This is a genomic window from Streptomyces albireticuli (assembly GCF_002192455.1).
Taxonomy (GTDB): domain Bacteria; phylum Actinomycetota; class Actinomycetes; order Streptomycetales; family Streptomycetaceae; genus Streptomyces; species Streptomyces albireticuli_B.
Genome location: NZ_CP021744.1, coordinates 2,438,374 through 2,450,671 on the forward strand (window position 1 = coordinate 2,438,374; position 12,298 = coordinate 2,450,671).

Sequence of the window (12,298 nt, forward strand, 5' to 3'; positions counted from 1 at the left end):
ATCGCGTCGATCTCGCCGGGCAATGACCCGTGGTGCCGAGCGCTGGGGCTTCTGGAGCGAACGGCCCCGCCGGCGTCCGAACCAGCGGATCAGCGGTTCGGGAGGGGGGCTCTGTCGCCACTGTGGCAGGGGAAAAAGATCCTTTGTCCCCTTTGTGGGTTACCCCACACAGGGGACGGAGGGGTGCGCGCCGGAGAGCGGAAGTGTCAGCCGGTGACCGATTCCTCCCCGTTCTCGATGTGTCCCATCAGGCGTCGCCTGAACGAGGGGTCTTCCGCCGCGGTGAGGACGAGGTCGTACCAGCCGCCGGCCGGGCCCGCGGCGTGCGGCAGGGTCCGCGTCGCCCCCGGCGCGAGCGTGACGGTGCGGGGCGCGCCGCCGCCGTAGCCGTCGGCGCCCAGGGTGAGCGTGAGGGGCTTGCCGCCCTTCGCCCCCTGGTGGGTGAGGGTGAGGTGGAGCTCGCGCCGGGCCGCGTCGAGGCGGGTGGCCAGGCGCAGCCGGCCGGCCGCGCCGCGCGCCGTGCCCTCGTACTCGCGCCGGAAGCCGTTCGGCCCGGTCACCGTGAAGCGGTACGCGCCCTTCTTCAGCGGTACGGACAGGGAGGCGGTGCCCCGGACGTCGCGGTGCAGCGGCGCCGCGTACTCACCGGCGTACGGGTACAGCGCGAAGTGCGCGCTGGCGGTGCCGCTGTTCCGCAGCTCCAGAGCGAAGGCGGAGCCGTCGGCGGCCGGCGCGCCGTCCGCGTCGGGCTGGTACGGGAGCGCCCGCGCCGGGCGGGTGCCGGGCTCCTGGCGCGGCAGGCGCTGCTCGGCGGGCGGCTTGGGGCTCCAGCGGCCGGTGAAGGGCGGTACCGGCCCGGGCGCCGTCACGGCGGGCAGCGGGCGGCCCCGGGTGAAGTCGAAGGCGCTGGTCAGGTCGCCGCAGACGGTCCGCCGCCAGGCGCTGATGTTGGGCTCCCGGACGCCCGTCCAGCGCTCCAGGAAGCGGACGACCGAGGTGTGGTCGAAGACCTCGGAGCAGGCGTAGCCGCCGAGCGACCAGGGGGACACGACGAGCATGGGCACCCGGATGCCGAGGCCGACCGGTCGGCCCTGCCAGAACTCCCCGGGGGTGCCGGCCGGGGGCACCGGCGGCGGCACGTGGTCGAAGAAGCCGTCGTTCTCGTCGTAGGTGAGGAAGAGCGCCGTGTGCCGCCAGACCTCCGGGTTGCGGCCGAGCGCGTCGAGCACCTGGTAGACGATCGAGGCGCTGGCGACGGGCGAGGACGAGCCGGGGTGCTCGGAGTCGGCGGCGGAGGGGACGAGGTAGGAGACGCTCGGCAGCGTCCCGGCGGCCACGTCGGCGGCGAAGGCGGTGGCCAGGGAACCGGGCTCGCCGCGGTGCAGGGCGCGCCGGAAGAGGGTGCGGTCGGCGGGGTCCAGGGCGGCGACGCCCTCGTCGAGGAGGGCCAGCAGCCGCTTGCGGCCGGCCTCGTCGGCGGCCGCCGCCTTCTCGTAGAAGGCGGTCATGGTGCGCACGCCGCCGGCCTTGGCGAGGGCCTTGCGCGCGACGGCCTTGAAGCTCGCGAAGAACTCCAGGTTGTTGTCGGTGAAGTTGTCCCACTCCTGGTAGACCTGCCAGCCGACGCCCGCCTTCTGGAGGCGCTCGGCGTAGGTGGTCCAGGAGTAGCCGGGGTGGGTGTCCTCGGCGTAGGCGTCGTTGCCGACGGCGCGGGCGCCGCCCGGCTCGAAGCCGGTCCAGCCGCTGACCAGGTGGTTGCGGTTGGGGCTGGTGGAGGAGTGGATCGAGGAGTGGTACGCGTCGCAGACGGTGAAGGTGTCGGCGAGCTCGTGGTGCAGCGGGATGTCGGCGCGGTCGTAGTGGGCCATGGTCGCGGCGGACTTCGCGCCGACCCAGCCGTCCGTCCAGCCGTCGCGCCAGGCCTTGGCCCCGCCGTTCCAGCTGTGGTCGAGGGCGCCGATGTACTGGAGGTCCTTGCGCTGCGCCGCGGCGGCCTCCCGGACCGGGAAGGGCAGGACACGGCCTGCGGGGCCGGGCTGCTCGAAGACGCTCGCGCCGTCGGGCAACCGGACGGCGTTGCGGTCGGCGTAGCCGCGTACGCCGCGGAGCGTGCCGAAGTAGTGATCGAAGGAACGGTTCTCCTGCATCAGCACGACGACGTGCCGGATGTCGGCGAGGCCGCCGTCCCGCCCCTTGCCCGCGGTGGCGGGCCGGGCCGCGATCGCCTCCCGGAGCGAGGGCGGCAGCAGCGAGCCCGCGGCGGCGAGGCCGACGGCGCCGGCGCCCAGCGCGAGGGCGCGTCTGCGCGGGATGCCGGGGCCGGGCAGCGGGCTTCCGTCTCCGTACGACACGTGTGTCCTCCCCTTCGGCGGCCGACGGGCCGGGCCCGGTGGGTCCGGGGCGGCGTGGGCTACCGGCGGGGACGGTAGTGGGGCGGGGTGGCGGAGGGAAGGCGGGGGGTGGGAGCGGGGGTGAACGGCGGGGGTTTGGTGGTGGTGGCGGGGGCGTGGGCGGACGGGGTGCGGGGCCGCTGCGCGGGGCTTTTCCCCAGCCCCGCCCCTTCCCGTAACCGGGGAGATCCCCGGACCCCCGGCCGCGCTGACGCGCGGTGTCCTCAAGCGCCGGACGGGCTGAAATCAGCCCGTCTGGGGGCACCTCCCAGCGGTAGCTGGGGGGGGAGCTTGAGGACCGGGGTCCGGGGCGGAGCCCCGGTTCGGGAAGGGGCGGGGCTGGGGAAAAGCCCGCCGCAGGCGCCCCGCCTAACGACCCACGTTCCACCCGTGCGCCACATCCACCACCACCCGGTCCCCCCACTGGAACACCCGGAACGGCAGCCGCGCCCGCACCCCCAGACCGATCTGCGTGTCCCCCTCGAAGCTGCTCGCGTAGCGCGTGTCGCGGAACGTGCGGTAGCCGGAGACGTCCACGCCGCGGAGGGGCTGGCCGACGCGGCCGGGGTAGGTCTGCTTGCCCGAGAGCGGGTCGTAGCTCGGCGCGGCCACCCGGATCTCCAGGACGGCGCCGCCGCCGACCTGGACGGGCTCGCCCGAGCCGTCCTGGAACAGCTTGTCGACGTAGGCCACGCGGTAGCCGACCGGGCGGCCGTCCGCGGTCGGGACGTCGAAGACCAGCCGGTCGTAGCACTCGTGCTGCCCGGCCCTGATGTCCGTCAGCGGCTTGTACGACGTGTCCTTGCTCGCCTTGGTGAGGCTTCCCCAGGCCACGTCGCAGTGCGCCGTGGCCGCCGGGTCCCGCTCGGCCGCGGTGGCCGAAACCGTCGTGGCAGTGATCCCCGCACCCGCCAGCACGAGCGCCGTCAGCGCTCTGCTCCACCGTCGCATAACTACCCCCAGGCATCGATCGCGGACACGTTGTGGGCCCGCACCTCGCGATCATGCCGGACCGTTTCGACGGGCGTGGGACACACCGTTCAATTCCGGCCAACTATGGCTGATCGCAGCCGATTTCGGTTATACGACAGTGTGAACGCCGATGGCCGCCCCCACCAGTGGTGGGGGCGGCCATCGGCGGACCGGGCGGCCGGCGGGCGGATCAGCCCTCGACGCCCAGCTTCTCCAGGATCAGCTCGCGCACCCGCGCCGCGTCGGCCTGGCCACGGGTGGCCTTCATGACCGCGCCGACGAGCGCGCCCGCCGCCGCGACCTTGCCGGAGCGGATCTTGTCGGCGATGCCGGCGTTGGCCGCGATGGCCTCGTCCACGGCGGTGCCCAGCGCGCCCTCGTCGGAGACGACCGCGAGACCGCGGCCGGCGACGACCGCGTCCGGGTCGCCCTCGCCCGCGAGCACGCCCTCGATCACCTGGCGGGCCAGCTTGTCGTTGAGCGAGCCCTCGGCGACCAGGGCGCACACCCGCGCGACCTGCTCCGGGGTGATCTCCAGCGCCGCGAGGTCCGTACCGGCCTCGTTGGCCCGGCGGGCCAGCTCGCCCATCCACCACTTACGGGCGGAGGCCGCGTCGGCACCCGCGTCGATCGTGGCGACGATCAGGTCGACGGCGCCGGCGTTGAGGATCGACTGCATGTCGTGCTCGGAGACGCCCCACTCCTCGCGCAGCCGGTTGCGGCGCACGCGCGGCAGCTCGGGCAGCCCCTTGCGGAGCTCCTCCACCCACTCCCGGGCGGGAGCGACCGGCACCAGGTCCGGCTCGGGGAAGTAGCGGTAGTCCTCGGCGTTGTCCTTGATGCGGCCCGCCGTGGTCGACCCGTCCTCCTCGTGGAAGTGCCGGGTCTCCTGCACGATCGTGCCGCCGGAGGACAGCACCGCCGCGTGCCGCTGGATCTCGAAGCGCGCCGCGCGCTCGACCGAGCGCAGGGAGTTGACGTTCTTCGTCTCCGAGCGGGTGCCGAACTTCTCGGTGCCGTTCGGGCGCAGCGAGAGGTTCACGTCGCAGCGCATCTGGCCCTGCTCCATACGGGCCTCGGAGACGCCGAGCGCCTTGATGAGCTCGCGCAGCTCGGCGACGTACGCCTTGGCGACCTCGGGGGCCCGCTCGCCCGCGCCCTCGATCGGCTTGGTGACGATCTCGATGAGCGGGATGCCCGCGCGGTTGTAGTCCAGCAGCGAGTGCGAGGCGCCGTGGATGCGGCCGGTCGCGCCACCCACGTGGGTGGACTTGCCGGTGTCCTCCTCCATGTGGGCGCGCTCGATCTCCACGCGGAAGACCTCGCCGTCCTCCAGCTGGACGTCCAGGTAGCCGTTGAAGGCGATGGGCTCGTCGTACTGGGAGGTCTGGAAGTTCTTCGGCATGTCCGGATAGAAGTAGTTCTTCCGGGCGAAGCGGCACCACTCGGCGATCTCGCAGTGCAGCGCGAGACCGATCTTCACGGCCGACTCGACGCCGATCGCGTTGACGACCGGCAGCGAGCCGGGCAGGCCGAGGCAGGTGGGGCAGGTCTGCGAGTTGGGCTCGGCGCCCAGCTCCGTGGAGCACCCGCAGAACATCTTGGTCTTGGTGCCGAGCTCGACATGGACCTCAAGGCCCATGACGGGGTCGTAGGAAGCCAGCGCGTCCTCGTACGACACCAGTTCAGTGACGGTCACGGAAAATAACCCTTCAGTCCGCGAGGACGTCGTCGCTGCTCATCCGGCGCAGCTCACGCACGAGCAGGGCGACACCGGTGGCGATGGCGGCGGCGGAGACGACGGCGTCCACGAGCTGGAGCGTGTCGCTCTCGCCGCGGGCCTTCTTCGCCTGCTTGATGACGCTCACCGCGCCGAACAGCGTGGTGCCGATGGACAGGTAGGTACCGGGCTTGGACTTCTTGAAGCCCTTGGCCTTCTCGAGCTTGCTCACAGTACGGGTGCCTCCTCCAGCAGTCGGTGTCCCCAGCGGGCGTCGAACGCGGCCTCGACCGCGGCGCCCACCCGGTAGAGCCGGTCGTCGGCCATGGCGGGCGCGATGATCTGAAGACCCACCGGCATGCCGTCCTCGGGCGCCAGGCCGCAGGGCAGCGACATGGCGGCGTTGCCGGCCAGGTTGGTCGGGATGGTGCACAGGTCGGCGAGGTACATCGCCATCGGGTCGTCCGCGCGCTCGCCGATCGGGAACGCGGTGGTGGGCGTGGTCGGCGAGATCAGCACGTCGACACCGCCCTCGCCGAACGCCTTCTCGAAGTCCCGCGTGATGAGGGTGCGGACCTTCTGCGCGGAGCCGTAGTACGCGTCGTAGTAGCCGGAGCTCAGGGCGTACGTACCGAGGATCACGCGGCGCTTGACCTCGTCGCCGAAGCCGGCCTCGCGGGTGAGCGCGGTGACCTCCTCGGCGGACTTCGTGCCGTCGTCGCCGACCCGCAGGCCGTAGCGCATGGCGTCGAAGCGGGCCAGGTTGGAGGAGCACTCGGACGGCGCGATCAGGTAGTACGCGGCCAGGGCCAGGTCGAAGGAGGGGCAGTCCACCTCGACGACCTCGGCACCGAGCTCCTTGAGCAGCTCGACGGACTCGTCGAAGCGCTGGAGGACACCGGCCTGGTAGCCCTCGCCGCGGAACTGCTTGACGACGCCGACGCGCATGCCCTTGACGTCGCCGTTCCGGGCCGCCTCGACGACCGGCGGGACGGGGGCGTCGATGGAGGTGGAGTCCAGCGGGTCGTGGCCGGCGATGACCTCGTGCAGCAGGGCCGCGTCCAGGACCGTACGGGCGCAGGGACCGCCCTGGTCGAGGGAGGAGGAGAAGGCGACCATGCCGTAGCGGGACACCGCGCCGTAGGTCGGCTTGACGCCGACGGTGCCGGTGACGGCGGCGGGCTGGCGGATGGAACCGCCGGTGTCCGTGCCGATGGCCAGGGGGGCCTCGTACGACGCCAGGGCGGCGGAGGAACCGCCGCCGGAACCGCCGGGGATCTTGGTCAGGTCCCAGGGGTTGCCGGTGGGGCCGAAGGCGCTGTTCTCGGTCGAGGACCCCATGGCGAACTCGTCCATGTTGGTCTTGCCGAGGATGACGACGTCGGCGTCCTTGAGCCGGCGGGTCAGCGTCGCGTCGTACGGCGGGATCCAGCCTTCGAGGATCTTGGAACCGACAGTGGTCGGGATCCCCTTGGTGGTGAAGATGTCCTTGAGCGCGAGCGGGACGCCGGCCAGCGGGCCGAGCTTCTCGCCGCGGGCGCGCTTCTCGTCGACGGCGCGGGCCTGCGCGAGGGCGCCCTCACGGTCGACGTGCAGGAAGGCGTTGACCTTCTCGTCGACGGCCTCGATGCGGGCCAGGTGGGCCTCGGTCACCTGGACGGCGGTGACCTCGCCCGAGGCGATCTTCGCGGCGATCTCGGCCGCGGTCAGCTTGATCAGGTCAGTCATGGTCAGTCCTCCCCCAGGATCTGCGGCACCTTGAAACGCTGCTGCTCCTGGGCCGGGGCGCCGGAGAGCGCCTCCTGCGGGGTCAGCGACGGACGGATCTCGTCCGGGCGCATGACGTTGGTCAGCGGCAGCGGGTGGGACGTCGGCGGTACGTCCTGGTCGGCGACCTCGGAGACGCGGGCGACCGCGCCGATGATGTCGTCGAGCTGTCCGGCGAAGTGGTCGAGCTCTTCGTCCTTGAGCTCCAGACGTGCCAGCCGGGCGAGGTGGGCGACCTCCTCGCGCGTGATGCCAGGCATGCGGCGATCCTCAGGGTTCGTGACGGTTTCTGGGCGGGTTGTGCGCCCAATCCTATGGCGCCGTGGCATGTGCCCGCGAAACGCTTTCCCCGCGGGGGGTCCGGCGGGTGGGGGCGGGGGTGGGCGTGCGGGGTGCGGGGCCGCTGCGCGGGGCTTTTCCCCACCCCGCCCCTTCCCGCTGTATCCGATGTGCGGCTCCGCCGCGTGCGGGGCTCCGCCCGGACCCCGGTCCTCAAGCGCCGGACGGGCTGAAATTCAGCCCGTCCGGCGCTTGAGGACACCGCGCGGAGCGCGGAAAAGGGGGCCCGGGGGCGGAGCCCCCGGTTACGGGAAGGGGCGGGGCAGGGGAAAGAACCGCCGGACGAGGTCACGTCACCGGCTGGTCCGCCTCCTCCTCCGACGGCTGGAGGGCCGGCCGGTCCACCGGCTGCGCGGCCGGGACGCGGTCGGCCTCGCGGTGCCAGCCGCTCTCCCCGCGGAGGCGGAGCCACGCCGTCGTCTCGTCCGGCGGCATCGCGGCGGCGACCAGCCAGCCCTGGACGGCGTCGCAGCCTAGGTCGCGCAGGCGCTCCCAGGTCTCGTCGTCCTCGACGCCCTCGGCGACGACGAGCAGGCCCAGCGAGTGGGCGAGGTCGAGCGTGCAGCGGACGATCTCCGCGTCCTCGTTGTCGATGGCGAGGCGGGCCACGAAGGAACGGTCGATCTTCAGCTCGCTCACCGGGAGGCGGCGCAGGTGGACCAGGGAGGAGTAGCCCGTGCCGAAGTCGTCCAGGGACATCTTCACGCCGTGCCCGGTCAGGCCGGCGAGCGTGTCGGCGGCGCGCTGCGGGTCCTCCAGGAGGACGTGCTCGGTTATCTCCAGCTGAAGGGCCCCCGGCGGGACCCCGTGGCGGGCGAGCCGCGCCGCGACCGAACCCGCGAACCCGGGGGTGTGAACGTCGCGGGGGGAGACGTTGACGGCCACCGGCACCTCCAGGCCCATCGCCCGCCACTTCGCGACCTGGCCGAGCGCGGTCTCCAGCACGTACTCGGTCAGCCGCGGCATCAGCCCGGAGGACTCGGCTATCGCGATGAACTCGTCCGGCGAGACCCGGCCCCGCTCCGGGTGCACCCAGCGGACCAGCGCCTCCAGGCCCTCCACATGGCCGTCGAAGCCGACCTTCGGCTGGTAGTGCAGCTCCACGTCGCCCGCGTCGAGCGCGCGGCGCAGGTCGCCCAACAGGCCCAGCCGGTCGGGGGTGTTGCCGTCGCGGCGGGCCTCGTAGACCTCGACGCCGCTGCGGTCGCGCTTGGCCTGGTACATCGCCACGTCCGCGCGGCGGAGCAGGCCCTCCGCGTCGAGCGCGTGGTCGGGGTAGACGGCCACGCCGGCGCTGGCCTCCAGGACGAGGGTGAGGCCGTCCAGGTCGAGGGGGGAGCCGAGGGCGGCGACGAGCGAACGCGCCACGCGCTGGGCGCTGGTGAGGGAGTCGGCGACGGGGAGCAGCACCGCGAACTCGTCGCCGCCGAGCCGGGCGGCCTCCGCGTCGCGCGGCAGGGCGAGGCGGAGGCGTTCGGCTATCTGGAGGAGCAGCCGGTCCCCGGCGAGGTGGCCGAGGGTGTCGTTGACGGACCGGAAGCGGTCGAGGTCTATCAGGACGAGCGCGGACCGGGACCCGGCCCGCTCCGCCTCGTCGAGCGCGGTCCAGGTGCGCTCCAGCAGCCACTGGCGGTTGGGCAGGCCGGTGAGCGGGTCGCGGAGCTGCTCCTCGGCGCGGGCGCGGGCGATCCACAGCGTGGAGTCGAGGGCGATCAGCGGGACGGCGAAGAGCGGCAGCAGCAGCGGCGCGTGGTCGGCGACGACGGCGATCAGCGGGGCGATGCCGAGCAGGGCGCCGCCGACCAGGGCCTGCCGGACGAGCGCGGTGCGGGCGATGCTGGTGAGGCCCGTGCGCGGGGCCATGGAGTACCAGAGCAGGGCCCGGGTGACGGCCAGGTACATGAACGCGGCCAGGGCGATCTTGGGGACGGCGGTGAGCGGCCAGGTGTCGGGCAGCCAGGGGTGCTCGACGGAGGCGACGACCCCGCAGGCGGCGAGGGACAGGCCGGCGGCCCCGATGCCGAGGATGTCGACGGCGCCGTGGAGTAACGCCTGCCGCCATCGGTGGCGGCGCGCGGTCGCGACGAGCAGCACGACGGCGATGCTGATCAGGACGGCGGGCAGCCAGCCGTAGAGCAGCAGGACGGCGAGGGTGAGCGCGGCACCGGAGCCCGTGCCGCCCCACCAGCGGTCCCGGCCGAGGGCGACGAGGTGGGCGACGATCAGGGCGGTGAGGGTGGCGAGGGCCCAGCCGACGGTGTGCCGGGGGAACATCGCGTGGCCGGCGCCGAGGACACGGCAGATGCCGGTCGCCAGGGCGACCGCGGCCACGGTGACGCAGACGGTCGGCAGCGCGGGCGGAGGGACCCGGCGCAGCCGAGATACCGGTTCGGCGCTGTCGGTGGGTTTCATGCCCGTCCCTCTCACAGCCGGCGGTGCCCGCGCCACGGCAGGCGCACATCTCAACAGTAGGCCGCAGAAGGCTACGACGGGCAGCGATCGGCAGCGGTTGCCCGATTGGGATACGGCCTCTTGTAGCCATCTGGTAGGCGCTGTAGGGGTAATGCCCACTGACTATGCGGGCATTACTCCGGCGGGGTGGCGACCTGGGTTCGAGTGGCGCCGGCGGGCCGGGCCGGTGCGGGGGCTGCGGGGGAGCCGGGAGGGGACGAGGGGGCGCCCCGGCGGGGAGCTCCCCCGAAGGAGCTCACCGCGCCCATCCCCCGCGAGCCCCGGACCTCCCCCGTTCTCCCCCGCTCTCTCCCGTTCTCCCGCGCCCCCTTCGCCCGTCCGGGTCCCGCGGGGGTCGCCGGAAGGGCCCGGCGCCTCCCCCGCCGCGCGCCGCTCACCTCACGGCTGTGCCACGGCCGCCTCGCGCGCCGCCTCGGGCCCCTCCGTGAGGAGCACGGCGAAGCCGTCCTCCTCCAGGACCGGGACCTTCAGCGCCATCGCCTTGTCGAACTTCGAGCCGGGGTTGTCGCCGACGACCACGAAGTCCGTCTTCTTGGACACCGAGCCGGTCACCTTGGCGCCCTGGCTCTGGAGGGCCTCCTTGGCGCCGTCGCGGGTGTGCGAGGCGAGCGTGCCGGTGACGACGACGGTGAGGCCGGCGAGGGGGCGCGGGCCCTCGTCCGCCGCGGCCTCCTCCTCCATCCGGACGCCGGCGGCGCGCCACTTCTCGATGATCTCGCGGTGCCAGTCCTCGGCGAACCACTCCTTGACGGCGGCCGCGACGATCGGGCCGACGCCTTCGACGGCGGCCAGCTCCTCCTCGCTCGCCTCGGCGATGCGGTCGACGGAGCGGAACTCGCGGGCGAGGACGGCGGCCGACACCGGGCCCACGTGCCGGATGGACAGACCGTTGATGATCCGGGCGAGGGGACGCCGCCTGGCCGCCTGGATGTTCTCCAGCATGGCCAGGGCGTTCTTCTTCGGCTCACCCTTCTGGTTGGCGAAGAAGGTGACGACCTTCTCCTCCCCCGTCTTCGGGTCGCGCTTGGGCAGGCCGGAGTCCGGGTCCACGACGTGGGACTTGATGGGCAGCAGCTGTTCGATGGTCATGCCGAACAGGTCGCCCTCGTCCCGCAGGGGCGGCTCGGCGGGCTCCAGCGGCTGGGTGAGCGCCGTGGCGGCCACGTATCCGAGGTTCTCGATGTCGAGGCACTGGCGGCCGGCGAGGTAGAAGAGGCGCTCGCGGATCTGGGCGGGGCAGGCGCGGGCGTTGGGGCAGCGGAGGTCGATGTCGCCCTCCTTCATGGGCCGCAGGGCCTCGCCGCACTCGGGGCACTCGGCGGGCATCACGAACTCCCGCTCGGTGCCGTCGCGCAGCTCGGCCACCGGGCCCAGGATCTCGGGGATGACGTCGCCCGCCTTGCGCAGCACGACGGTGTCCCCGATGAAGACGCCCTTGGCCTTGACGACCTCCTGGTTGTGCAGGGTGGCGAACTCGACCTCGGAGCCCGCGACCGTGACCGGCTCCACCACCGCGTACGGCGTGACGCGACCGGTGCGGCCGACACCCACACGGATGTCGACCAGCTTGGTGTTGACCTCCTCCGGGGCGTACTTCCAGGCGATGGCCCAGCGGGGGGCGCGGGAGGTGGAGCCGAGGCGCCCCTGGAGGGGGATCTCGTCGAGCTTGACGACGACGCCGTCGATCTCGTGCTCCATGGAGTGCCGGACCTCGGGGTCGCCGTAGTGGGCGATGAACTCCCGCACCTCCGCCAGGGAGGCCACGACGCGGTTGTGCGCGGCGGTCGGCAGGCCCCACTCGCGGAGCAGGTCGTAGGCCTGCGACTGGCGCTCGATGGCGAAGCCCTCGCGGGCGCCGACGCCGTGCACCACCATGTGCAGGGGGCGGGTGGCGGTGACCCTGGGGTCCTTCTGGCGGAGCGAACCGGCCGCCGCGTTCCGCGGGTTGGCGAAGGGGGGCTTGCCGGCCTCCACCAGGGAGGCGTTGAGCGCCTCGAACTTCTCCATCGGGAAGTAGACCTCGCCGCGGATCTCGACGAGCTCCGGGATCCGGTCGCCCTGGAGCCGGTCCGGGATCTCGGCGATCGTCCGGACGTTGGGCGTGATGTCCTCGCCGGTGCGGCCGTCGCCCCGGGTGGCGGCGCGGGTGAGCCGGCCGTGCTCGTAGGTCAGGTTGACGGCGAGGCCGTCGACCTTCAGCTCGCACAGGAAGTGGTACGCGGAGCCCTCGCCGACGTCCTTGGCGACGCGCTCGGCCCAGGCGGTGAGCTCCTCGTCGTCGAAGGCGTTGTCGAGGGAGAGCATGCGCTCGCGGTGCTCGACCGCCGTGAACTCCGTCTCGTACGCCCCCGCGACCTTCTGGGTGGGCGAGTCCGGGGTGCGCAGCTGCGGGTACTCCTCCTCCAGCGCCTCCAGGGAGCGCAGCAGCTGGTCGAACTCGGCGTCGCTGACGACCGGGGCGTCCTTGACGTAGTACCGGAAGCGGTGCTCCTCGATCTGCTCGGCGAGCCGCGCGTGCTGCTCCCGCACCTCCGCGGGTGCTCCGGCAAGCGCGGCCTCCGCCGCGAGCTTCTCGTCGCCGTGCTGTCCGCCAGCCACCGTCTCGTCCTCCCGTTGTTCCATGGGCGGGCCCTTGAGC

8 protein-coding genes are annotated in these 12,298 nt (G+C 73.0%); all 8 read right to left on the reverse strand.

Annotation, left to right across the window (positions count from 1 at the left end; translation table 11 throughout):
• Positions 1 to 206: 206 nt before the first annotated feature.
• On the reverse strand, positions 207 to 2,312 hold the full coding sequence (locus SMD11_RS10105) for a phosphocholine-specific phospholipase C (RefSeq protein ID WP_087930395.1): 2,106 nt from the start codon (positions 2,310 to 2,312) through the stop codon (positions 207 to 209).
• A gap of 447 nt (positions 2,313 to 2,759) precedes the next feature.
• Entirely contained in the window at positions 2,760 to 3,341 is a 582-nt protein-coding gene (locus tag SMD11_RS10115) for an AMIN-like domain-containing (lipo)protein (protein WP_087926134.1), read from the reverse strand.
• Between the two features lie 211 nt (positions 3,342 to 3,552).
• Entirely contained in the window at positions 3,553 to 5,061 is a 1,509-nt protein-coding gene (gene gatB, locus SMD11_RS10120) for an Asp-tRNA(Asn)/Glu-tRNA(Gln) amidotransferase subunit GatB (protein WP_087926135.1), read from the reverse strand.
• A 13-nt stretch (positions 5,062 to 5,074) separates the two neighbouring features.
• Complete coding sequence (locus tag SMD11_RS10125) at positions 5,075 to 5,314, reverse strand: hypothetical protein (protein WP_087926136.1); 240 nt, start codon at positions 5,312 to 5,314, stop codon at positions 5,075 to 5,077.
• Positions 5,311 to 6,810 carry an Asp-tRNA(Asn)/Glu-tRNA(Gln) amidotransferase subunit GatA gene (gatA, locus tag SMD11_RS10130; protein WP_087926137.1) on the reverse strand — a complete coding sequence of 500 codons (1,500 nt, stop codon included), beginning with the start codon at positions 6,808 to 6,810 and terminating at the stop codon, positions 5,311 to 5,313. Before gatA ends, SMD11_RS10125 begins: the two co-directional genes overlap by 4 nt.
• A 2-nt stretch (positions 6,811 to 6,812) precedes the next feature.
• Positions 6,813 to 7,109: an Asp-tRNA(Asn)/Glu-tRNA(Gln) amidotransferase subunit GatC gene (gene gatC, locus SMD11_RS10135; RefSeq protein WP_087926138.1), complete on the reverse strand. Its 297-nt coding sequence runs from the start codon at positions 7,107 to 7,109 to the stop codon at positions 6,813 to 6,815.
• Positions 7,110 to 7,476: 367 nt separating this feature from the next.
• A complete protein-coding gene (locus tag SMD11_RS10140) occupies positions 7,477 to 9,600 on the reverse strand; it encodes a putative bifunctional diguanylate cyclase/phosphodiesterase (RefSeq protein ID WP_087926139.1) in 2,124 nt (707 codons plus the stop codon).
• Between the two features lie 438 nt (positions 9,601 to 10,038).
• Entirely contained in the window at positions 10,039 to 12,282 is a 2,244-nt protein-coding gene (gene ligA, locus SMD11_RS10145) for an NAD-dependent DNA ligase LigA (RefSeq protein ID WP_087930396.1), read from the reverse strand.
• Positions 12,283 to 12,298: the final 16 nt, after the last annotated feature.